General features: G+C 65.0%; 21 protein-coding genes. 11 read left to right on the top strand and 10 right to left on the bottom strand.

Going from position 1 to position 22,575, the window contains the following annotated elements; all coding sequences use genetic code 11:
• Positions 1 to 8: 8 nt before the first annotated feature.
• From FJ967_RS06695 to FJ967_RS06685, 3 genes are read right to left on the bottom strand one after another with little or no spacing between them, the layout of a single operon-like run.
• Positions 9 to 998 (bottom strand): transketolase C-terminal domain-containing protein, encoded by a 990-nt coding sequence (locus FJ967_RS06695; RefSeq protein ID WP_181175692.1) that lies wholly within the window; start codon positions 996 to 998, stop codon positions 9 to 11.
• Positions 995 to 1,843, bottom strand: a complete 849-nt coding sequence (locus FJ967_RS06690) for a transketolase (RefSeq protein WP_140730928.1) — start codon at positions 1,841 to 1,843, stop codon at positions 995 to 997. The genes FJ967_RS06695 and FJ967_RS06690 overlap by 4 nt, the downstream gene beginning before the upstream one ends.
• Positions 1,844 to 1,847: 4 nt before the next feature.
• On the bottom strand, positions 1,848 to 2,642 hold the full coding sequence (locus FJ967_RS06685; RefSeq protein ID WP_140730927.1) for an SDR family oxidoreductase: 795 nt from the start codon (positions 2,640 to 2,642) through the stop codon (positions 1,848 to 1,850).
• A gap of 107 nt (positions 2,643 to 2,749) precedes the next feature.
• On the opposite strand from FJ967_RS06685, the gene FJ967_RS06680 reads away from it, so the two are divergent.
• The 11 genes from FJ967_RS06680 to FJ967_RS06630 all read left to right on the top strand — a co-directional run bounded on the left by FJ967_RS06680 (position 2,750) and on the right by FJ967_RS06630 (position 16,043).
• Entirely contained in the window at positions 2,750 to 3,970 is a 1,221-nt protein-coding gene (locus tag FJ967_RS06680; protein WP_140730926.1) for a mandelate racemase/muconate lactonizing enzyme family protein, read from the top strand.
• Positions 3,971 to 4,107: 137 nt separating this feature from the next.
• Entirely contained in the window at positions 4,108 to 6,498 is a 2,391-nt protein-coding gene (locus FJ967_RS06675) for a thiamine pyrophosphate-dependent enzyme (RefSeq protein ID WP_246675212.1), read from the top strand.
• Positions 6,499 to 6,529: 31 nt separating this feature from the next.
• Positions 6,530 to 7,540: a C-terminal binding protein gene (locus tag FJ967_RS06670; protein WP_140730924.1), complete on the top strand. Its 1,011-nt coding sequence runs from the start codon at positions 6,530 to 6,532 to the stop codon at positions 7,538 to 7,540.
• Entirely contained in the window at positions 7,537 to 8,271 is a 735-nt protein-coding gene (locus FJ967_RS06665; protein ID WP_140730923.1) for an E3 binding domain-containing protein, read from the top strand. The genes FJ967_RS06670 and FJ967_RS06665 overlap by 4 nt, the downstream gene beginning before the upstream one ends.
• 82 nt (positions 8,272 to 8,353) lie before the next feature.
• Positions 8,354 to 9,124 (top strand): GntR family transcriptional regulator, encoded by a 771-nt coding sequence (locus FJ967_RS06660; RefSeq protein ID WP_140730922.1) that lies wholly within the window; start codon positions 8,354 to 8,356, stop codon positions 9,122 to 9,124.
• Between the two features lie 261 nt (positions 9,125 to 9,385).
• Complete coding sequence (locus tag FJ967_RS06655; RefSeq protein ID WP_246675199.1) at positions 9,386 to 10,450, top strand: substrate-binding domain-containing protein; 1,065 nt, start codon at positions 9,386 to 9,388, stop codon at positions 10,448 to 10,450.
• A 65-nt stretch (positions 10,451 to 10,515) separates the two neighbouring features.
• The gene (locus FJ967_RS06650; RefSeq protein ID WP_140730921.1) at positions 10,516 to 11,583 is read left to right on the top strand and encodes a substrate-binding domain-containing protein; all 1,068 of its coding nucleotides are present in this window, start codon (positions 10,516 to 10,518) and stop codon (positions 11,581 to 11,583) included.
• Between the two features lie 67 nt (positions 11,584 to 11,650).
• Positions 11,651 to 13,153, top strand: coding sequence for a sugar ABC transporter ATP-binding protein (locus FJ967_RS06645; RefSeq protein WP_246675198.1), 1,503 nt, complete (start codon positions 11,651 to 11,653; stop codon positions 13,151 to 13,153).
• Between the two features lie 36 nt (positions 13,154 to 13,189).
• The gene (locus FJ967_RS06640; RefSeq protein ID WP_246675197.1) at positions 13,190 to 14,188 is read left to right on the top strand and encodes an ABC transporter permease; all 999 of its coding nucleotides are present in this window, start codon (positions 13,190 to 13,192) and stop codon (positions 14,186 to 14,188) included.
• Positions 14,185 to 15,147: an ABC transporter permease gene (locus FJ967_RS06635; protein WP_140730918.1), complete on the top strand. Its 963-nt coding sequence runs from the start codon at positions 14,185 to 14,187 to the stop codon at positions 15,145 to 15,147. Before FJ967_RS06640 ends, FJ967_RS06635 begins: the two co-directional genes overlap by 4 nt.
• Before the next feature lie 14 nt (positions 15,148 to 15,161).
• The gene (locus FJ967_RS06630; protein WP_140730917.1) at positions 15,162 to 16,043 is read left to right on the top strand and encodes an SMP-30/gluconolactonase/LRE family protein; all 882 of its coding nucleotides are present in this window, start codon (positions 15,162 to 15,164) and stop codon (positions 16,041 to 16,043) included.
• A 9-nt stretch (positions 16,044 to 16,052) separates the two neighbouring features.
• Here FJ967_RS06630 and FJ967_RS06625 read toward each other — a convergent pair whose 3' ends face one another.
• The 7 genes from FJ967_RS06625 to FJ967_RS06595 form a co-directional block, all read right to left on the bottom strand.
• On the bottom strand, positions 16,053 to 16,745 hold the full coding sequence (locus FJ967_RS06625; protein WP_140730916.1) for an amino acid ABC transporter permease: 693 nt from the start codon (positions 16,743 to 16,745) through the stop codon (positions 16,053 to 16,055).
• Between the two features lie 3 nt (positions 16,746 to 16,748).
• Complete coding sequence (locus FJ967_RS06620; RefSeq protein WP_140730915.1) at positions 16,749 to 17,414, bottom strand: amino acid ABC transporter permease; 666 nt, start codon at positions 17,412 to 17,414, stop codon at positions 16,749 to 16,751.
• Positions 17,415 to 17,479: 65 nt separating this feature from the next.
• The gene (locus FJ967_RS06615; RefSeq protein WP_140730914.1) at positions 17,480 to 18,283 is read right to left on the bottom strand and encodes a transporter substrate-binding domain-containing protein; all 804 of its coding nucleotides are present in this window, start codon (positions 18,281 to 18,283) and stop codon (positions 17,480 to 17,482) included.
• 371 nt (positions 18,284 to 18,654) lie between these two features.
• Positions 18,655 to 18,870, bottom strand: coding sequence for a hypothetical protein (locus FJ967_RS06610; protein WP_140730913.1), 216 nt, complete (start codon positions 18,868 to 18,870; stop codon positions 18,655 to 18,657).
• Positions 18,867 to 19,622, bottom strand: coding sequence for a COG4280 domain-containing protein (locus tag FJ967_RS06605; RefSeq protein WP_140730912.1), 756 nt, complete (start codon positions 19,620 to 19,622; stop codon positions 18,867 to 18,869). The genes FJ967_RS06610 and FJ967_RS06605 overlap by 4 nt, the downstream gene beginning before the upstream one ends.
• Positions 19,623 to 19,695: 73 nt before the next feature.
• On the bottom strand, positions 19,696 to 20,739 hold the full coding sequence (locus FJ967_RS06600; protein ID WP_140730911.1) for an ABC transporter ATP-binding protein: 1,044 nt from the start codon (positions 20,737 to 20,739) through the stop codon (positions 19,696 to 19,698).
• A complete protein-coding gene (locus FJ967_RS06595) occupies positions 20,736 to 22,565 on the bottom strand; it encodes an ABC transporter permease subunit (RefSeq protein ID WP_181175691.1) in 1,830 nt (609 codons plus the stop codon). The genes FJ967_RS06600 and FJ967_RS06595 overlap by 4 nt, the downstream gene beginning before the upstream one ends.
• Positions 22,566 to 22,575: the final 10 nt, after the last annotated feature.

Below are 22,575 nucleotides of genomic sequence, written 5' to 3'. Positions count from 1 at the left end.
GCCAAACCCTAGCTCAAACCAACGACCGTCGCGATGACGGCCTCTGTCGTCAGGCCGTATTTCGCTTGCAAGGTCGGCACCGCGCCGCATTCGATATAGCGATCCGGCAGGCCGATGCGCGTCACTGTCTTGCCAATACCGGCATCGAACAAGGTCTCGACGACGAGACTTGCAAGCCCGCCCACGACAACATGGTTCTCGACCGTCACGATACGGCCAACGGAAGCGGCGAATTCGGCCACCGCCGCAGTATCGAACGGTTTTATGGTCGGCACGTGCAATACGCCGGCGGCGATGCCCTGTTTCTGCAGAGCGTCCGATGCATCCAATGCCCGCTCGGTCATCAGGCCGGTCGAGATGATGCCGACATCGGAGCCGCCGCGCAGGCGGCGCGCCTTGCCGATCTCGAAGACATAGCCGGGCTCGAACACGACCGGCACGCTGCCGCGCAACAGGCGCATGTAGACGGGACCGCGATGGTCGGCGATCGCCTCCGTCGCGGCCTCGATCTCGGTCGCGTCGCAAGGATCGATGATGGTGAGGCCGGGGATCATGCGCATCAGCGCCAGATCCTCTATCGCCTGGTGGGTGCCGCCATAACCGGTCGTCAAGCCCGGCAGGCCGGCGACGATCTTGACGTCGAGATTGGAGTGGGCGAGCGCAATGGCGATGAAATCATAGGCGCGCCGCGTCGCGAAGACGCCATAGGTTGTGGCGAACGGCACCTTGCCGGTGCGCGCCAGCCCGGCGGCGACGGCGACGAGGTTCTGCTCGGCCATGCCGACATTGAAGAAGCGGTCCGGGAAGGCGTCGCGGAACGGCAGAATATCGGTGTACTTGCCGAGATCGGCGGTCAGCCCGACAATGTCGGCACGGCTCCCGCCGAGCCTTGCCAATGCCCGGCCGAAAGGCGCTTCGACGCTGCGCCGTCCGCCGCCGACGGCCTCGTCCTGGCCCATGGCCAGGGTGCGTCCGGCCTCCATCGCCGCGCCGCTCATCGGCCAACTCCCACGGTTTTCTCGAACTCGGCGATGATGCCGTCCCATTGCGCCACGTCGATGCGGAAGAAGTGCGATTTTTCAGAGGTTTCGATGCGCGGCACACCCTTGCCGGGCAGTGTGCGCAGAACGATTGCCTTCGGCCTGCCGTTGCGGTTTCTCGCATCCGTCAGCGCACCCACCACCGCGCTCATCTCATTGCCGTCGATCTCCGAGGTCTGCCAGCCGAAGGCACGCCATTTGTCGGCCACCGGCTCCATGTCGAGTACCACGGGCCCATCGGCCTGGATGCCGTTGCAGTCGATCAGCGCGACAAGCCCGTCGAGCCTGAAATGACTGGCCGACATCGCCGCTTCCCAGGTCGAGCCTTCCTGCATCTCGCCATCGGAAAGTTCGACGAAAACGCGCGCGTCGGATTTGTCGATGCGCAGGCCGAGCGCCTGCCCGACGCCTTGTCCGAGGCCATGACCAAGCGAGCCGCCGATCACCTCGACGCCGGGCGTGGTGTCGAGCGTCGACATTTCGAGCCGGCTGTTGTCGGCGCCGTAGGTAACGAGCTCCTCGACCGGAATGATGCCGGCCTCGGCCAGTGCCGCCCACAGCGCGATGGAATAGTGGCCGGTCGACAGCAGGAAGCGGTCGCGGTCGGACCATGCCAGATTGTGCGGATCGTAGCGCAGTTCGTGGAAATAGAGCGCGGCCAGCACATCGGCGATACCAAGACCCTGGCCGATATAGCCCTGGCCCTGGCCGCGCGCCATGGTCAGCATGTGCCGGCGCAGCAGCGTCGCCTTGCGTTCGAGCGCGCCGATATCGGCGCTGCCGGGTGGAGAATTTCGCAGCATGGGATCAGTCCTTGTCGAGCCCGCCCGACATGTTAAGGCGCTCTGCGGTCATGTATTTCGGCGCATCTAGGCAGAGCCAGACGACGGCCTCGGCCACTTCCGCAATCTCGGCGCGACGGCCGAGCGGAATGCGGCGCGTGCGCTCGTCGAGGAAGGCCTGCAGATCGTTGCGGCCATTGGCGCGGGCGAGATCCACCTCGGTCGAGCGCTGCATCTCGGTGTCCATCATGCCTGGCGCCAGGCTGTTGACCAGCACGCCATAGGGCGCCAGCGCCACCGCGGCGGCGCGGGTGATGGAATCGACGCCGGCCTTGCTTGCCGTGTAGGCGGTGTAGTCGGGAAGCGCCATACGCGAGCCGGGCGAGGTGATGTTGATGATGCGGCCCGAGCGCTGTTCGCGCATCACCCGTCCCGCCGCCTTGCAGGCCATGGCAAGGGCGGTGACGTTGAGCGCCAAGGTGCGCGTCCAGGCCTTGAAAGTGGCGTCGAGGAACGGCTCGATCACGCCATAGCCGGCATTGTTGACGAGGATGTCGATGCCGCCCCAGCGCGCGACCACTTTTTCGACGGCTGCTTCCGGCGCGCCTTCCCCGGTGAAATCGCTGACGATGCTTTCTGCCGGCGCGCCGGCGCCGGCAATCTGTCCGGCGGTCTCGGCGAGACCGTCACTGTTGATGTCGGTCACGGCGACGCGACAGCCGCGCCGCGCCAGCTGGATCGCCACCTCGCGGCCCAGGCCGCCGGCGGCGCCTGTGACCAGAGCCCTGGGCGGCATCGCGGTTTGATTTTCGGCAGGCAAGCGAGCACCCTCCCCGGTGGCTGTCTTGACGAATTTGATACCGGTACCATAAATGGCTGTCAACGGCGATGTGCTATTGTCCCGTCTGCCGGAATTGGGAGGACAAGATGAAAGTCGTCGCGCTCGAAACGCTGCAGCTGGCGGAATTTCCGTTCCTGTTCTGGCTGCGCGTCCACACCGATGCCGGCCTCATCGGCACTGGCGAGACGTTCTGGGCGCCGGGACCGGTGGCCTCCTATATCCACGACAATGTCGCCGCCTATCTGCTGGGCAAGGACCCGCGCGACATCGAGCTGCATGACCGCACGCTGGGCAGCGTCTATGTCGGGGCGCGCGATTCCGGCGCCGAGGTGCGCGGCAATTCGGCGGTCAACATCGCGCTCTGGGATATTTATGGCCAGGCGCTTGGCGAGCCGGTGTGGCGGCTGCTTGGCGGACGCACCCATAAGAGCGTGCCGATCTACAACACTTGCGCCGGCTACAAACATGTCCGCGCCACGAAGAAGAACGCGCTGTTCGAGCGCGGCGAGGACTGGTCGCTCAAGGCGGGCGATTCGAACGAGGGTCCGTATGAGGACCTGCTCGCCTGGCGCTACAATGCCGGCGATCTCGCCAGGAGCCTGAAATCGGAAGGCATCGGCGCCATGAAGATCTGGCCGTTCGACATCGCCGCCGAGGCCTCGAACGGCACCCGCATCTCGCTTGCCGACCTCGACAAGGCTCTGCAGCCTTTCCAGAAGATTCGCGAAGCCGTCGGCCGCGACATGGAGATCATGGTCGAACTGCATGGGCTGTGGACCTTGCCGCCGGTGCTGCGCATCGCCGAGGCGCTGAAGGCCTACGACGTCGCCTGGCTGGAGGAGCCTATCCGCTACAATGAACTCGACGCCATGGCCGAGCTTGCCCGTCATACATCAATTCCGATTGCCGCCAGCGAACGGCTCGCTTCGCGGCAGATGTTCAAGCAGTTGATCGACAAGCGTGCCGCCAGCGTCATCATGATCGACCTTGCCTGGTGCGGCGGCCTCTCCGAGGCACGCAAGATCGCCAACATGGCGGAAGCCAGCGAACTGCCCGTCACCTTGCACGACTGCACCGGGCCCATCGTCTATGCCGCGAGTTGCGCCTTGTCGGCGACCTTGCCCAACGTCAACTACCAGGAAGCGGTGCGCGCCTATTTCACCGGCTGGTACAGCGAGATCGTCGCCGATATTCCACCGGTGAGCGACGGCCATGTCGCTCCTCTCGAAGGCCCGGGCCTCGGTCTCAGCCTGCGGCCGGAGTTGTTCCAACGGCCCGACGCCACCGTGCGGATCACCAGACTCTAGCGTCTCACGCGGCACGCTTAGCGCCAGTAGACATTATGCTATTATAATCTATGATGCATCGAAGCGGACGACTTGCAAGTCCGCCGCCGGCGCTCAGCCGCCCGGCTCAGGACGTATTCAGGGAGGCTTTGGTGGCAATGTCCGCGGCGCGCGCATACGAGGACTCCAGAAGTGCGTCCAATCTGCCGGATCGGGAGATCCTGCTCGACCTGTTCGAACGCATGGTGCTGTTGCGCCGCTTCGAAAGCGTCGCCCAAATCGCTTGCCGCAAGGGCGAAACACCCGGCTTCCTGCATCTCTATATCGGCGAGGAGGCGACCGGCGTCGGCGTCTGCGCGCATCTGAGGCCAACCGACTGGGTCACCTCGACCCATCGCGGCCACGGCCACGCGCTGGCCAAGGGCGCCGATCCCGGGCGGGTGATGGCGGAGCTGTTCGGCAAGGCCGACGGCATCTGCGGCGGCCGTGGCGGCACCATGCATCTCTACGACCGTTCGGTCGGGCTGTTCGGCACCAACGGCATCGTCGCCGCCGGCATCGGCCACGCCGTCGGCATCGGCATGAGCGCGCGCCAGCAGGGCTGCGACGACATAGGCGTCGCCTTCTTCGGCGACGGCGCCGCCAATCATGGCGGCTTCCACGAGGCGCTCAATTTCGCCGCCGTGCAACGCGCGCCGGCCGTCTTCATCTGCGAGAACAACCTCTACGCCACCGCCACGCCGCTGAAGTCGATCACGCTCAATCCCGAAATCGCCAGCAAGGCCGCGTCCTACGGCATGCCGGGCGTCGCGGTGGACGGTAATGACGTGTTCGCCGTCTGGCTGGCGATGAAGGAGGCCACCGAGCGCGCCCGCGCCGGCAAGGGTCCGACGCTGATCGAGGCCAAGACCTACCGGACCGTCGGCCACCATGAAGGCGACCCGGTCATCGGCACCTATCGCACGCAGGAGGAGCTCGACGCCTGGATCAAGCGCGATCCGATCGACATGTTCCGCAAAATGCTGATCGAGGATTACGGCATTGCCGACGCCGAAGCGCTCGCGACAATAGAGACGCGGATCGAGAAGGTGGTCGAGCAGGCGCTGACCTTCGCCCGCAATTCGCCGGAGCCCGACCCGTCGACGGTGCGCCTGCATGTCTTTGCCGATCCGATCAATCCGCCCGCCGCGCTACAGCCGCGAGCGGTGACCGAGACCCGCACGCAAGGCTGGCTGGAGGCCGTGCGCGACGGCATCGCCGAGGAGATGCGCGCCAACAAGACTATCCTCTATTTCGGCGAGGGCACCGGCGAACGCGGCGGCAGTTTCGCGCACACCAAGAACCTCTGGCAGGAGTTCGGCGCCGAACGGATGGTCGACACGCCGATCTCCGAACAAGGCTTTACCGCCGCCGCCGTCGGCGCCTCGGCGACCGGCGCGCGCACCGTCTCGGACCTGATGTTCGCCGACTTCGCTTTCGAGACCGCAGGCCAGATTTTTCTGCAGGCGGCGAAGCTGCGCTACATGACCAGCGGGGTGATGAGCGCGCCGATGGTGGTGCGTGTCGGCGCCGGCGCACTGCGCAGCTCCGGGCCGCATCACAGCGGCATCTACCATCCGGTCTTCGCTCACATGCCGGGCCTCATCGTCTGCGTGCCTTCGACCCCGGCGGATGCCAAGGGGTTGATGAAGACGGCGCTGCGGGCCGGCGATCCCGTCATCATGCTGGAGCCAAAGGCGCTGTTTGCCTCCAAGGGCGAGGTGCCGGTGGGCGATCATTTCGTGCCGTTCGGCGTCGCGCGCATCGCCCGGGCCGGCGCCGACATCACCATCGTTGCCGCCGGCCAGATGGTGCAGCGCGCGCTGGAGGCTGCCGAAGCGCTCGCCGCCGAAGGCATAGGGGCGGAGGTGATCGACCCGCGCACCATCATGCCGCTCGACATCGACAGTATCGTCGCCAGCGTGCGCAAGACACATCGCCTGCTTGTCGTGGACGAAGCCTGGGCGATGTGCGGCCTCGGCGGCGAGATCGCCCAGGCGATCAACGAGCTCGCCTTCGACGAACTCGACGCGCCGCCCGGACGGCTGCACACCGCGCCAACCTCGCATCCTTTCGCGCCAGTGCTGGAACGCGCCATGCTGGTCGACAGCGCGCGCATCGCCCAAGGAGTGCGCGACGTCATGGCGGGGCGGCCGCCCGTGCCGGATCACTGGTATACGGTCGGCTTGAAAAGTGTTGCGCCGGCTAATTTGGCGCCTGCTCCGGTCAAGCCGCCGCCCGCCGCGCCAGCAACGGCTATTCTCGCTGCCGGAGACGACGAGCCGATAACAATGCCGTTCGGCGATCTGACCGTCAGCGAAGGTACCGTCGTCAAATGGCTGAAGTCTGTCGGCGATGCCGTCAAGGAGGGCGAGTTGATCGCCGAGATCGAGACCGACAAGGCGGTCGTCGAGATCGAGGCGCCGGTCAGCGGAACGCTCTGCGCGATCGATCAGCCGGTTGGCGCCGTGGTGCCGATGGGCGGCCGCATCGGCGGCATCAAAAAGTAACGCATCCCAATACGAGATCCGAAGGACTGGCATGAAGATCCTGTGCGCCAACTGGCAAGCCGCCGACGAGGCCGAACTCGAGCGCGAGCATTATCCCGACATTGAATTCGTGCTCGCGCGGTCGACCAATGACAGGGCGGCCGCTCTCGATCCGGCCATGTGCGAGACGGTCGATGCCGTCATCAACTATTCGCCGACCCACAATGTCGCCGCCGCTCCGACGGCCTTCCCCAAGGCACGCATCGCCGTGCGCTCCGGCGTCGGCTTCGACAACATCGATACGGCGGGCTGGGGCGCGCGTCGGATTCCGGCCTGCAACGTGCCCGACTATGGCACGACCGAAGTCGCCGACCATGCGATCGGCCTGATGCTGGCGCTGACGCGCGGCACCTCGGCCTATGGCGCGGAACTTTCCGGCCATGGCGCCGGAGGCTGGCATTTTTCCAAGGCGCCGCTGGTGCGTCGCCACAAGGGCGCTACTTTCGGCATTGTCGGGCTCGGCCGGATCGGACTTGCCACCGCCCGCCGCGCCGCCGCCTTCGACATGAAGGTGGTGTTTTACGATCCGCACCTTCTGTCGGGCGTCGATCTTTCGACCGGCTATGAGCGGGTTCATTCGCTGGCCGAGCTGATGGGGCGCGCTGATGTCGTCAGCGTCCACACGCCGCTCAGCGACGAGACGCGAAAGCTGCTCGGCGCGGCTGCCTTCGATGCCGCCAAGCCCGGCCTTGTGCTGATCAACACGGCGCGCGGCCCGATCGTCGATCTCGACGCGCTGGAGGCCGCCATGCGCAGGGGCACCATCGCGGGCGCCGGGCTCGACGTGCTGCCGAGCGAACCGGGCGATCTCGATCATCCGCTTTTGGCGGCATGGCGCCGCCGCGAACCCTGGATCGCCAATCGTCTGATCGTCACGCCGCATGCCGCCTTCTACAGCCCTGCGTCGATGCGCGACCTCCGGCTGAAATCGATCGAGGTCGTGCATGCCTATCTTGCCGAGGGCCGCCTCACCAACTGCGTCAATTCGGAGTTCCTGAAATGAATGCGGCCCTGGCACAGGCGAGGCGCCTCGCGGTCTCGCCTTATGCCCGCCGACTGGCGCGCGAGCGCGCGTTGCCACTCGAAGCGCTTCGCGGCAGCGGGCCGCATGGCCGTATCCTGGCCGCCGACGTGCTGGGCTTCGTTGCGGCGGCCGTTCCGGCAATCGTGCCGGAGGCCGCCATCTCGCCCGAGGCCGTTACTCCCCCCGCGCCAGTCGTGGTCCGCATCGCGGCCTTTGCGACGTCGATCGCCCTCGCTCCGCTGAAGGACCTGCTCAAGACGCTCGCGACCTCGGGCCATGTGTTCGATGTCGAGGACGCGCTGCCGCGCGCGGCCGGTCGGGCATTTGGACAGGTGCCGGACGCTGGCGCCGGCAATGGACCTGTGGCCCTTGAATTGGCCGGCGGGCAGGTTGTGTTCGTCACCAATCCCGAGATGCCGATGCTGTCGCTACGCGCGACGCGACTCGCGGCCTTGGCCGACGGCCGCGATGATGCCGAGAAGCCGGCGGCACTGTCGTTGCGTGTGCTTCCGGCAAGCGACATCCGGCCGGTGATGATGCCGCTTCTGGCTGGCCGCGCCATGCGCCTCGCCGTTTGCGTGGCGACGGCCGGCGACAGCGCCGAATGTCTGCTCACGGTGGATGCGGCAAGCCTGGATGAGGCGACGGCGGCCGCCTGGCTTTCGGCCCTTAAATCGGCGATCGAGCAGCCGCTTCGACTCTTCGTCTGAGACGGTTGACGATCGTCGACCTTGCCTAGCCTCGGCCCGAGGAAGCTATTATAAAAGCTTCGACACAGGCGCGACGAGGCACATGGACCACTCCGTTCCCACCATCGAAAGTCTTCCCAAGCGCACGCTCGGCCGCGCCAACGGACCGCTCTACCGCCAGCTCGCCGACATCCTGCGCGAGCCGATCGGCAACGGCACCTTTCCGGTCGGCGGCGAGCTGCCGAAGGAAGCGACCATCGCCGAACATTTCGGCGTCAGCCTGATCACCGTGCGCCAGGCGCTGCGCGATCTCGAGGCCGACGGCCTTATCCGCAAGCGTTCGGCCAAGCCCGCCGTGGTCGCGGCGCGGAGCCCTTCGGTCAATCTGAGCTGGAAGTTCAAGAATTTCGCCGACATGGCGGCCTTCACCAAGGACGCGAAGCTGACGGTGAAATCCTATCGCAAGGAGGCTTCACCCGTGCTCCAGCGCCATTTCGGCATGGGCAAGGACGAGGCCGGCTATTGCCTGCGCAGCGTGCTGTCGATCGGCGAACAGAGGAAGGCGCAGATCACCACCTATTTTCCGCCCGATGTGGGCGCCCGGTTGAAGCGGGAGGACTTTTCCGACGTGCTGATCTTCCGTTCGGTGCAAAAACATCTCGGCCTGCGGCTCGATGTGGCGCATGTGACGGTGCGCGCCGAAATCGCCGACGAGGCGGTTGCCGCCGATCTCGGCATTTCGCTTGGGGCCGCCGTGTTGACGGTGGAGATGCTCTACCAGTCGGCGGACCAGCGCAGCATCGAATTCTCCGTTGCCCGCCATCCGGCTGACATTTTCAGCATCACCTACGATGCGCCGAACGACCTGTCTTGAAGCCAGTCCGAAGCAGCATTTTGTGATGCGGTCCGCATAGACAGGACCATAAAATTATAATAGCATGATAGCTAGGCTGAGATGCCCGCTCAGGAAGGCGTCGCAGGGAGGAAATCCGGCGAATTCTGCCCGCGGTGCAGCCTTGGGAGTGTCCTGACCAAATTGACATTCGAAATTGGTACCGGTATCATAAACACCTTCCCGACCGATCAAGATGGCGCAGTCCATCACCGGTTGGGCAGGGAACACAGGGAGGAAATCATGAAATTGAGGAGCTTGAGCGCCTGTCTCGTGGCGTTCGCCGGTCTGGCGGTATCGATGGCCGCGATGCCCGGCCATACCGCGACCCAGAAGCCCTACACCATCTATCTCTCGAACAATTTCGTCGGCAATGACTGGCGCCAGCAGATGGAGCGCGTCGCCAATGTCGCGATCACCAAGGGGCCGCTGAAGGGCCGCGTCGACCTCAAGATCGAGAACGCCGAGAACACCGTCCAGGCGCAGATCAATTCGCTGAACAACATCATCCGCCAGAAGCCTGCCGCCATCCTCATCGACGCATCGTCGGCGGAAGCGCTCAATCCCACCATCAAGAAGGCTTGCGACGCCGGCATCATCGTCGTCAGCTTCGACCAGACCGTGTCGGCCGAATGCGCCTACAAGCTGCATTCCGATTTCGACATCATGGCCAACAACCAGGCGGAGTGGATGGCTTCCATCCTCGGCGGCAAGGGCAAGGTGCTGATGGATCGCGGCCTCGCCGGCGCGCCGATCTCGGAACAGTTCGAGAAGAACTTCGGAGCCGTTCTGAAAAGATATCCCGGCATCGAGATTGTCGGCTATTTCAACGGCAATTATGCCGCCGGCCCCGAACAAGAAGGCGTTGCCAGCCTGCTTGCGGCGCATCCGCAAGTGGACGGCATCTTCTCGCAGGGCTACGGCACGGGCGCCATCAAGGCGTTGCAGAATGCCGACCGGCCAATGGTGCCGATCGTCGCGGCGGCCTTCAACGGCACCGGCGTTACGTGCGCTGAGACCAAGGGCGCCAAATGCTGGCTCGGCGCCAATCCGCCGTCGCTGTCGGCCGAGGCGATCAAGCTCGCCGTCGACATACTCGATACCGGCAAGAAGCCCGCGGACACCACCGTGCTGTTCAATTCGCCGGGCCTGACCACGGATATGGTCGATGCCAAATACGCCCCGAATTCCTCGGCGGTGAAGATCGAACTTGGGAAGACCGTATTTCCCGATCTGGCGCCGGGCCTGTCCTTGCCGGTGTCGCCGAGTTGGGTTGAAATCACGCCCAAGGAGGCCTCGGGTACCTGACTTGACGGATGCAATGCGCCACTATCGGGCGACGCTGTTTCGAAACGGAAAACGGGAGGAGAACCATGAAATCATTGAGCCGTAACATCGGCCTTGCCGCAATCGCCGCCACCATGATGGCTGCCGGGATGCAGGCCGGTCACACTGAGGACAAGAAGCCCTACACCATCTATCTCTCCAACAATTTCGTCGGCAATGACTGGCGCCAGCAGATGGAGCGTGTCGCCACCGTCTCGGTCAACAAGGGGCCGCTCAAGGGCCGTGTCGACCTCAAGATCGAGAATGTCGAGAACACCGTCCAGGCGCAGATCAATTCGCTGAACAACATCATCCGCCAGAAGCCCGACGCCATCCTCGTCGATGCCGGTTCGGATTCGGCGCTCAATCCAACCATCAAGAAGGCCTGCGATGCCGGTATCGTCGTCATCAGCTTCGACCAGGTGGTGACCGAGCCCTGCGCGCTCGCCGTCGCTTCCGACTGGGATCGCATCCCCTCGGTGATGGCCGAATGGATGGCCGAACAGCTCGGCGGCAAGGGTAACATCATTTTGGACAGGGGCCTTGCGGGCGCGCCGATCTCGGCGCAGCTGCAGGGCGGCTATGAGAAGGTTCTGGCCAAATACCCCGACATCAAGATCGTTGGCTACTACAACGGCAACTATGCGCTCGGGCCAGAGCAGTCCGGCGTCGCGGCGCTGCTTGCCGCCAACCCGAAGATCGACGGCATCATGACGCAAGGCTATGGCTCGGGCGCCATCCAGGCGCTGAAGGATGCCGGCCGGCCGATCGTCCCGGTGGTCGGCTTCTCCTACAATGTCGCCGCCGTCACCTGCGCGCAGACGCAAGGCGCCAAGTGCATCCTCGGCTCCAACCCGGCCTATCTGTCCTCGGAGGCGATCAAGCTCGCGGTCGAGATCCTCGACACCGGCAAGAAGCCGGCAGAACGCTCGGTCTCGGTCAAGGGTGATTTCGTCACCACCGATCCTTTCGAGTCCAAGCTCTATCCCGGCACCAAGATGATCAAGATCGCGATCGGTGAAAACGCCTTCCCCGACCAGGCGCCCGGCCTGACGCTGCCGATCACGCCCGACTGGGTCGAGATCACCGCCGCGGAAGCGGCCGGCGCGAAGTAACATCCTCATCCACGACCCTGTCTCCCGGCATCGCAAGATGCCGGGAGAGCTTTTCGAAGGCGCATCCATGGACCTCGTCACCGTCACAGGCCTGTCAAAACGCTATGGCGGCATCGTTGCGCTGAGCGATGCGGCATTCAGCGCCCGCGCCGGCGAGGTGCATGCGCTGCTCGGCGAGAACGGCGCCGGCAAAAGCACCTTCATCCAGATCCTTTCGGGCGCCGTGCAGCACGATGGCGGCTCGATCCTGGTCGATGGGCAGGATTATCGTCCCGCCAATCCCGACGCCGCGCAAGCGCGCGGCATCGCCGCCGTCTTCCAGGAACTGTCGTTGATCCCCGATCTCAGCGTCGAACAGAACACCTGGTTCCGCCACGAGCCGCGGACATGGCTTGGCACCGTCAACCGCGCCGAGATGCGCCGCAAGACGCTTGCCTTGCTGGAAAGGTACAATTTTCCGGCGCTGCGTCCCGACCAGGAACTGCGCCGGCTGACGCTGGCCGAACGGCAGATCGTCGAGATCGCCAAGGGGCTCGCCAAGGATCCGCGCATCCTCATCCTCGACGAGGCGACCTCCGCGCTGCCGGCGCGAGAGGCCGAATGGTTGCTGAAACTGACCCGACAGCTTGCCGCCGAAGGCCGGCTGGTCATCTTCATTTCGCATCGCATGGCCGAGGTACGTGCCATCGCCGACCGGCTGACCATCTTCCGCAATGGCGCGACCGTCGCCGCGCACGAGGCCAACGCCGTGTCCGACACCGAGATCGTCACCCAGATGATCGGCCGGCATCTCGACCGGCTCTATCCCGAGCGCGTGGCCTCGGCGACGGATCGCGTCGCGCTCAGCGTCACGGGCCTGTCGAGCGGCAGCCGGCTCTCAGGCGTCGACTTCATCCTGCGCGAAGGCGAGGTGCTGGGGGTCGGCGGTCTGCAGGGCCACGGCCAGCGCGAACTGTTCCAGGCGCTGTTCGGCGCAAGCAGGGCGAGCGGCGCCGTCGAGCTCTGGGGCAAGCCGGCCTCGATCAGCAATCCGCGCCAGGCCTTGACCGGCAGGGACGGCATCGCGCTGGTGCCGGAGGATCGGCGCGGGCAAGGCCTGCTCCTGACCAAGAGCGTGCGCGAGAACCTGACGCTGTCGGTGATCAGGCGCTTCAGCGAGAACGGTTTGCTCAGCCGGCAAAAGGAAGCTGATCTGGTCAGGGAGATGGTGGATTTCCTGCGCATCAAGGCCGGCACGCCGGAACAGCTCGCCGGCACCTTGTCCGGTGGCAACCAGCAGAAGGTGATCTTCGGCAAGATGCTGTTGACGCAAGCGCGCGTGCTGCTGCTCTACGATCCGACGCGCGGCGTCGATGTCGGCACCAAGGGCGAAATATTCCAGCTGATGCGCGATCTCGCCGCCAAGGGCTACGCTATCCTGTTCCACTCCAGCGACATGCCGGAACTCGTCCATGTCGCCGACCGCGTGATGGTCATGCGCGACGGCCATGTCGCCGCGACGCTGGAAGGCGATCGCATCTCGGAGGCCGGCATTTTGCGCGCCGCCATGCTTGAACGCGAGGCGGCTTAGGGCATGGTGATGGCGAGCGCGGAGCAGATTGGCGAGATGACGCAAAGGTCGGCCGAAACCAGATCAACCAGGCCAGCCATCGATTGGCGCGGCCGCCTGCTCGACCGCGCGCCGTTCCTGGTCGCCTGCCTGATGCTGGCTTTGATCGTCGGCATCTATGGCAGCCTGCAATCCGGCGTCTTCACGCTGGATGAACTAAATCTCGACACCGCGGCGGCGATGACACTGATGCTGGCGGCGACGGGCCAGACCATCGTGCTCTTGCGCGGCGGCATCGACCTGTCGATCGGCGGCATGATCAGCCTCGGCACCGTCATAGCGGCGACACGTTTCACCGATGATCCTTCGACGACGGCATTATGGGCGCTCGTCATCCTGGCCCTCGGCTTCGGCATCGGCGCGTTGAACGGCCTGCTCATCTCGCTGCTCAAGCTACAGCCTTTCCTGGTCACGCTCGCGACCTGGTCGATATTGAACGGCATCGCCATGATCATCCTGCCGACCGACGGCGGCAGCATTCCCACATGGTGGGTCGGCTTTGCATCGGCACAGTTATTCGGCCTGACCAGCCCGGTCTGGATGCTGTTCGCGCTGGTGCTGTTCTGGTGGTGGTTCCGCGCGACAAGGGTTGGCATCACCATCCAGGCGTCAGGCTCCAACGAGAAATCCGCCTTCCTGTCCGGGGTGTCGATCACCCGCGTCAACCTCGTCACCTACGGTCTTTCGGGCCTGTTCGCGGCGGGCGCGGCGCTGTTTCTGGTGACACAGACCGGAGCCGGTTCGCCGACCATCGGCAAGGACTATATCTTGCCCTCGGTGGCGGCGGCGGTCATTGGCGGCGTCAGCCTGTTCGGCGGCCGCGGCCATCTTGCCGGCACGCTGATCGGTGCCTTCGTGCTGACGCTCATCGGCAATCTGGTCTTCGTCCTGCATTTGTCGAGCTACTGGCAGCCGGTGGCGTCGGGCGTCATCCTGCTGCTCTCGGTGCTGGCCAGTTCCGTCGCCGAGAAAGCCGCAAGGAGCCGCGTCCAATGAGCGCCTTCCTTGCCCGCAACCGGCTGATCGTGCTCGCCTATGCCGGCATGGTCGTGCTGCTCCTGGTCACCGCGCTGTTCTCGCCGGGCTTCCTGTCGGTCTCCAACATGCGCTCCACCGTCGTGCTCGCGGCCTTCGTCGGCATCGTCGCGCTCGGCCAGACCTTCGTCATCATCGGCGGCGGCATCGACCTGTCGGTGCCGTGGGTGCTGAATTCGGCGGCGATCATCATGGCGCTGCTGTGCGGCGGGCAGGATCTGCCGCTCGTCTGGGTCATGCCGCTGCTGCTCGCCGGCGGCGCCTTCGTCGGCCTCATCAATGGCGTCGGCGTCGCCCGCTTCGGCGTGCCGCCGATCATCATGACGCTGGCCACCAATGTCATCCTGCAGGGCCTGATCCTGGTGCTGACCGGAGGCTCGCCGACGCCTTCGGCACCAGCCTTGATCCAGTTCCTGTCGGTCGGCCGCATCGCCGGCTTTCCGGTCATCGCACTGATCTGGCTCGCCCTGACGCTGGTGGCGACCGTGCTGCTCTCCAAGGCGGCCTTCGGCCGCCATCTCTACGCGCTTGGTACCAGCGCCACCGTGGCCGAATTCTCCGGCGTGCCGACGGCGCGCACCACGATCCTGACCTATGTGATTTCAGGCCTTACCGCCGCCTTCGCCGGCATGCTTCTGACCGGCTATTCCGGCCAGGCCTATCTCGGCATGGGCGACGCCTATCTGTTCACCTCGATCGCCGCGGTCGCCATTGGCGGCGCTTCGATCCTGGGCGGCAGCGGCCATTATCTCGGCACCGTCGCCGGCGCCATGGTGCTGACCATCCTCACCGGCCTGCTGCCGGCACTCAACCTGTCGAGCGGCGCGCTGCTCGTCGTCTATGGCGCGGTCATTCTGCTCACCGTCTCGATCGGCAGCGAGGCCTTTGCCGGCCTTGGCGGCAGGCTGCGCAGGAACTGAGACTGGAGGAAAGAATGGTCGAGATCACCTGTGTCGTCGATGCCAGGGCCGAGCTTGGCGAAGGCACGCTTTGGGATGCAAAAGCCGGCGTGCTATGGTGGATCGACATCTGGAAGAAGCTGATCCACCGCTACGACCCCGCGACCGGCAAGGACGAGGTCTTCGAGACGCCGCACTATCTCGGCTGCCTCGGCCTGCGCGAGAAGGGCGGCCTGGTGCTGACCATGACCGACGGTTTTCACTTCTTCGACCCGGCAACCGGCACCTTCGAGGCGATTGTCGATCCGGAGGCGCATATGCCGAAAACCCGCTTCAATGATGGCAAGCCGGATCGCCAGGGCCGCTTCTGGTCCGGCTCGATGTTCGAGGTGCCGGGCCAGCCGATCGAATTCATCGGCGCGCTCTACCGTCTCGATCCGGACCTTTCGGTGCACAGGATGATCGACGGCATCGGCTGCTCCAACGGACTCGCCTGGAGTCCGGATTCCAAGACCATGTATTTCTCCGACAGCCATGCCGGGGCGGTCTGGGCCTATGACTTCGACCCCGCCACCGGCGACATCGATAACCGCCGCACCTTCATCGACATGACGGTGACCAGCGGCGTTGCCGACGGCGCAACCGTCGATGCCGAGGGCTGCTACTGGGTGACCATCCCGGTGACCAGCAAGATCTGCCGCTACGATCCCCAGGGCAAACTGATGCAGACGGTGCTTTTGCCGACCGATCTGCCGACCTGCTGCGAATTCGGCGGCAAGGACCTCGACATCCTCTATGTCACCTCGGCCGTGCTCAGGCGGCCCGACAGCCATTTCACCGGCCAGAAGAATCCGGGCGGATTGTTCGCGCTCGATGTCGGCGTCAAGGGCCTGACCTTGCCGGCGTTCAAGGGCTGACGGTTTCGCTCAGACCGCCGACATGCCCAGCGGCGTCTCGACCCTGCGCGTCGTTCCGGTAGCGAAACGACGTTCGAGATAGCCGGCATAGAGCGACAGCGGCCAGCACAGCGCGAAGTAGATGATCGACACCGTACCGAACACCATGACTGGCTGAAAGGTGACAGTGTTGACCTGCGTGGCGGCCCGCGCCAGCTCGGTCAGTCCGATCAGCGAAGCGATCGAGGTCGTCTTGACGATCTGCACCATGAAGCCGACGGTCGGCGGCAGCATCAGCCGCACCGCCTGCGGGATGATCACCAGCCGCAATGTCCTGACGAAGCGGAAGCCGAGCGCGGTCGAGGCCTCCCATTGCCCCCTGGGGATCGCTTCGATGGCGCCGCGAAAAATCTCGCCGAAGAAGGCGCCGCCATTGAGCGAGAAGGTCACCGCCGCCGCCACCCAAGGATCGGGCCGGTAGCCGAGCAGGGACGAGCCATAATAGGCCATGAAGAGCTGGATCAGAATCGGCGTGCCCATGAAGAACTGGATGTAGGCCGCCGCCAGCCAGCGCAACGGCCGCGCCGGCGCCACCCGGATCGCCGCCACCACCAGGCCGATCACGCCGCCGCCGGCGAAGGCGATCAGCGCCAGCAGGATCGTCCAGCGCGTTGCCAGGAGCAGGAACATCAGTTCATTGGGGCCGAAGTCGCGCAGGCTCATGGCTCAGACCTTCCACCGGAACATGAGCCTGCCCACCCCGGCAAAGAGCAGGCTGGCGGCCTGCACCAGCGCGAAATAGATGAGCGCGATGACGATATAGACCTCGAAGCTCCTGAAGGTCTGCATGACGAGGTTGTTGGCGACCGCCGTCAGTTCCTCGGCGGCGATGGCGCCGACGATCGAGGTGCCCATGATCTGCAGGATGAATTGTGCCGACAGCGACGGGTAGACGGCGCGCGCCGCCGGAACCAGGACGACATGGCGGATGATGCGATAGCGGCCGAGCCCGAGCGATTTGGCCGCCTCGATCTGGCCTTCCGGAATGGCCTCGATGCCGGCGCGCAATATTTCGGTGGCGTAGGCGCCGAGATGGATCGAGAGCGCCACCACCGCCGCCGTATTGCTCGACAATTTGAAGCCGAACAGCGGTAGCGAGAAGAAGACGAAATAGAGCTGGATGAGCAGCGGCGTGTTGCGGATCAGTTCGACATAGCAGGCGATAGGCCAGGATAGAAATCGCGGCCCGAAGCTGCGGCCGACGGCGCCGAGGACACCGATGGCGGTGCCGAACAGGATCGACAGGGCCGCCAGCTGGATGGTTTTTTCCAGGCCGCGCAGCAGCAGGTCGAGATGGACAAGGATCGGGCCGAATTGCAGGGCGGTTTGCATGGCATCCCGTCACGAGGTCAAGGAAACGGGGCCGACTTAGCCCCGCCCGACTGCGGATGTGTAAATCAGAAGACCGGCAGTACCGGCAGCGGCTGGTTGCGGTACTTCATCGACAGCGCATCCAGCGTTCCGTCGGTCTTCATCGTGAACAGCCAGGTGTTGATCCATTGGCGCAGATTGTCGTTGCCCTTGGCGACGCCGATGCCGAAATAGAACGTCTTCAGCACGTATTTCTGCTCGAAGGCGTCGCCATCTTGCGCCTTCTTCAGATAGATCTCGCCATAGTCGCCGCCGCCCATGGCGTCGATCTGGCCCGACACCATCGCCTGCAGCAGCGAGGAATAGTCGTCGAAGCGCAGGATCTCGATGCCGGGATTGGCTTCGGCCGCCTTGGTCAGCAGGCCGTCCTCGCCGGTGCCGCGCGTCAGGCCGACCTTCTTGCCGACGAGGTCGGCGACGCCCTTGATCGAGGTGCTCTTCGGCGCGATCACCACCGCCGACTGGCCGGCATAGGGAATGGAATAGTCGATCTGGATGGCGCGTGCCGGCGTGATCGAGAAGATCGAGATCACCGCGTCGACCTGCTTGGTCAGCAGGGCCGGTATGCGGCCGGGCGAGGTGACGGTGACGAATTCGACGGGCACGCCGAGCGCCTCGCCCATCTTGTTGGCGACCTCGATGTCGAAGCCGGTCGGCTTCAGATTGGCGTCGAGAAAGCCATAGGGCGGCGTGGTGGTGTCGATGGCGACGACGAGCTTGCCGCGCGCGATGATATCCTCGACCGACTGTGCCGAAGCGATCCGCGGCAGCAGCGCCGACAGCGCCAGCACGATGCCGGCAAGCATCGCGCCCCTCAGGAAAGTCCGCATGTTTTCCTCCCATGCATTTTTCTGGCGCCTTGCGTCGATACCGGCGGTGCGGGGCGCGGGGCCGCCCGACGATCTGAAACAGCTCGCTCGCCGACACCCTTGCAAACTGGAGAGTCAGCGGTTCCTCTGCGAGTTATAATGGTATGCTATTATAATATTTTATGCCTGTCCATCAACGTCCCCGCGCGAAGCCAGCGCCTGTTTGATACCGGTACCATATTTTCCATCTTGCAATGGCGTCAAGAGAAATGGGGCAAGACCACGATGATCAAGATGGCGTTGCGCACCGGTCCGCCCGGCCGCCGTCGCGCCGGCTGCCTTTCATGGCGCGCCCCATTGGGCGCTGCCACCGGTCATGGAACGATGCGGCGCTACCGGCCGCTCTGGCGTACGGCGCGGCGGACGCTTTGCAAAAGGATGGCGAGACAGCCGACCAGCAGCAGCGCGCCGCCAAGCAGCGGCGGCAGCGCTAGGAGCTTCACCCCTGCCGTGACGGCGGCCACCAGGATCAGCGCCAACAGCGCCAGATTGCCGTCATCGACAAACATGCCGAGGAATTCCCTGGCAACAAGACGAATGATGTTCATCGGGCGAGCCCTCCAGCCGCGGTCGGACGGGCGTCGCGCAACCAGCGCACGATGGCGAAGGACGCCAGTGCGACGATGACGAAGATGGCAAGCAGCGCGAGATCGGCGCCAGGCCAGTCGGCGCCTATGCCTTCGCCGGTCCAGAAGATGCCGAAGCTGGTCAGCATCAGCCCGACGGTGAATTTAAGCGCATTCTCCGGCACGCGCGCCAACGGCCGGTGAACCGCGAGGCCGACAAGCATCACCAGGACGAAGGCCGCCAGCGCACCGAGGCTGGCATAGAGCGTCTGCCCATGCGCGGCGCCGACCGCAATGACGATGAACACCACCTCGACGCCCTCGAGCAGCACCGCCTTGAAGGAGGCCAGGCCGGCAAGGTAGTCGGCGCGCCGGTCATTGGCCTGCCGGTTCAGGGCCGCCGTTTCCTTGGCGAAGGCAGCCTCCTCGTCATGCAGCGCGATGACGCCGATGCTGCGCAGGATGGCCTTGCGCAGCCAGCGCATGCCGAACAGGATCAAGAGCACCCCGACGACGAACTGCAGCGTCGTAATGGGCACGAGCGCCAGCAGCGGCCCGAACGCCAGCACCAGGGCCGCGAGCACCGCCAGCGCCAGCGCGGCACCCGTCAGTGCCGGGCGCCAGCTGCGCGTCACCCCGACCGCGAGCACGATGGTGAAGGCTTCGACGACCTCGACCAGGGAGGCGAGAAATGCCGCCGTGATCGTCGAGAGGATGGGTGTCAGTGTCTGCATCAAGGCTTCCTGTCTTGTCCTGTTCGACCATAATGGCCAGCTACTTGCAGCTTCGGCGCGCTATCGGGAATCACTATGCGGTCAGCACCACACAGCGCTCCGGCGGCAGCGAAAAGGCAAGCGGAGCGCCAATCGGCGGCGATTCGGGCCAGTCGAGCCGCACGCGCTGTCGTCCCAGATCGACCGCCAACCGCCAGCACCGGCCCTGGAATGCGCTCGACAGCACCTTGCCCTGCAACCGATTGCCGGGATAGGCATCCGCCGGCCGGGCGTCCTCGGGACGGATCACCAGCATACCCGCGCCGGATCGGGCGCCCGGCGTGCGCACGGTTTCGGCATCGCTGTCGGCGATGCTGAAGAGCTCGTCCCGAACCTGCCCGCGAACAGTCGAAAAGCCGCCGATGAAGCTCGCCACGAAAGAATCGCCCGGTGCTTCGTAGATTGCGCGTGGCGTGTCGAACTGGACGATCTCGCCGGCCCGCATGATGGCGATACGGTCGGAGACCGCCATCGCCTCCGCCTGGTCATGCGTCACATAGACGACGGTGATGGCTTCGCGGCGCACCATCTCCATCATCTCGATGCGCATGTCCTCGCGCAGCGCGGCATCGAGATTGCTCAGCGGTTCGTCGAACAGCATCAGCGCCGGACGCGCGGCGAGGCAGCGCGCGATGGCGACGCGCTGCTGCTGGCCACCGGACAATTCCGTGGGATAGCGATCCCTGTAGGGAGCAAGGCGGGTGACGTCGAACGCATGGTTCACCCGCTGAGCGATTTCATGTTCCGAAAGCCGCTGCGCGCGCAGACCAAAGGCCAGATTGTTGGCCACCGTCATATGCGGCCACAGCGCATAGTCCTGAAACACCATGCCGATCCGCCGCTTTTCAGGCGGCACGACCGACGTCTCGCTCCATACGACCCGTCCGTCCAGCGTGATCGCGCCCTTTTCGGGCATGACCAGCCCGGCAATGATGCGCAGCAGTGTGGTCTTGCCCGAGCCGCTGGCGCCGAGAAGCGACACAACTTCGCCGGCTTCGATCTTGAGGTCGAGGTCGGTCAGGATGGGACGCCCGCCGAGCGACTTGCAAATGCCGGCGCAATGCAGGGATGCGGTCATGACAAGATTTCCGCTTTGACGAACTGGGGGCTGCCAGCGTCGACACGCGCCACACTCCGGCGTGGTCTCATGAACCGCTGGAGCGGATACCACACCAGTGCGGCACCGATGCCCGCGGCCGCCATGGCGACCAGCGCGATCGCCGAGGCCAGTCCGTCCCGGTCGTGGCTGAACAGTTTGAGGATGAGCGTCGGTGCCGGCGGGCCGCTCTGGGGAATGAGCATTTGCGAGATCGGCAGTTCGAACACGGTGCGGATGAACGTGAGCAGGAACGCCGTCACCACGCTCAGCAGGATCAGCGGCAAGGTGATTGCCAGCAATCGCCGGGTTGGCCCGACACCGTGCAGGCGCGCCGCATCCGTCAGCCCCGGCGCCAGCTGGCCGATGGCCGAGAGGATCACCACCAGGCAGTAGGGAAGCGCCGCCGCGACATAGCCCATGACCAGCAGCGAGCCATCGCCATAATGAGGAAACGGCCAGTCGCGGAAACCCGGCAGGCGGTTCCACACAAGGATGTAGCCGAAGCCGAGTACGATGCCCGGTATCGCCACCGACCCCAGCGACAGACCGACGACGGCGCTGCGCAGAGCCGCGCCGGCACGGTCGAGTTGCGTCGACAGGAGCAGGGCAAGGGAGCTGGCTATGAGAGCCGTCAGCCCGGCGTAGAAGAGGCTGCGCAACAGGCCGTCATTGGCCGCGGTGTTCAGGCTGAGCGCCGCCACAACATTGGCGGCGGTGAAATTGCTCCAGACGAGCCCGTTGCCAAGCGTTTGCGTCAAGGCGCGCGCCGCGATCGCGGCGATCGGCAATGCCAGCGCAAGGAATGTGAGGGTCAGGGCAGCCGCCATGGCAAGCCAGCGCCATTTGCCGAGACGGTACAGCCTGGCGGGCCTGGCACGGCCCGAAATCAGGCGCGGGTCGGCACGGCGGCGCAACAAACGGTCCGCCACCACGACGAGCAGGACAAGGCTGAGAAGGACGAGCGCCTGGGCACCGGCGGCGGGAAAATCGACCGGATAATCGCTCGCGGCGGCGTAGATACCGTAGGTCAGGACACCAAAATTCGACATTCTGGCAATGGTCGAGGCCAGGCCGAAATCCGACAGCACCTCGGCGAAGGTGGCGATGAAGCTCAGGGCGATGGCTGGTGCCAGCAAGGGACCGTTGATGCGAAGCCAGATCCTGAAGGGAGCGGCGCCGGAGAGCCGCGCGGCATCCTCAAGTTCGCTGCCCAGTCCGGCCAGCGCGCTGCCGATGATGAAGGCGGCCAGGGGAAACAGGCTGAGCGTGTGCACGAACACCAGGCCGCCCAAACCGAAGAACGCAGAGCCCAGCGACAGGGGCAGCAACCCGAATTGAGCCAGGTAGCCGCCGGAAGACATCAGCAGCACCCAGGCAAGCGCCTTCAGATAGGACGGTGTCAGGAAGACCAGCCACGGCACCATTGAAATTGCCGCCCGCCCCGGAATGTCGCAGCGCTGGACCAAGACCGCGAAGGCACCACCCAACGCCGTCGTGGTGCAGGCGACGAGCATGCCGAGCTCGAGCGAATGCAGGACCGAGCCCGCGACATAGGGCGCGTTGAAGACACGCGCCAGGGGCTCGAGGCTAAGATCGTTGCTGGCGTCCCGCGCGGCAAACAGGCCAGGCATGACCGCCTGGACCAGCACCAGGGCCAGGGGCAATCCGATCAGCAAGGCAAACACGGCATAGACGGCAAATGGCCCGCCATGGCGGGCCAGCGCCGACAGGCGGCTTTGCGACCGCTTTCCGATGCCAGCGCCGCGGGCAAAGGCCGCGGCGCCGGAATGCTGCAGAATAGTCATTGCCCGAACA

Source organism: Mesorhizobium sp. B2-3-4, assembly GCF_006442315.1.
Lineage (GTDB): Bacteria > Pseudomonadota > Alphaproteobacteria > Rhizobiales > Rhizobiaceae > Mesorhizobium.
This window is presented reverse-complemented; position numbering and strand designations above follow the sequence as displayed.